Source organism: Nocardioides abyssi (assembly GCF_030412915.1).
In the GTDB taxonomy this organism is placed as follows: Bacteria; Actinomycetota; Actinomycetes; order Propionibacteriales; family Nocardioidaceae; genus Nocardioides; species Nocardioides abyssi.
In genome coordinates this window covers 1-284 of the sequence record NZ_JAUHJR010000119.1, presented here as the reverse complement: position 1 = coordinate 284, position 284 = coordinate 1, and the positions used below count along the sequence as shown (strand labels likewise).

Below are 284 nucleotides of genomic sequence, written 5' to 3'. Positions count from 1 at the left end.
CCATCGTGTGCCTTTCGTGCGCGAGGCCCGAGCCGGGGGAGTCCGCTCGGATGGTCGTGGGTCCACGTTATCGCCGCGCGAGCCCGACTTCAAACATCTGTTCGACTGCGTGTCGCGGGCGGCGGTGGTGCGTCGTCGCCTCGAACAATTGTTCGCGCCACCCCTTGCGTGCGTCGAACACCTGATCTAGTCTCGCTCATGTGTTCGATCGAACACCTGGTCGAACCGGTGCCTGATGGCCGGCTCGAACGGGACTGTCGGTGGTCGTCGGTAGACATCACCTC

At 64.1% G+C, this 284-nt stretch carries 1 protein-coding gene; it reads left to right on the top strand.

Features of this window, described 5'->3' with window-relative positions; all coding sequences use genetic code 11:
- The coding region (locus QWY29_RS20160; RefSeq protein WP_300963013.1) for a hypothetical protein at nucleotides 1–190 on the top strand (190 nt) is incomplete at its 5' end.
- Between the last annotated feature and the right edge of the window lie 94 nt (nucleotides 191–284).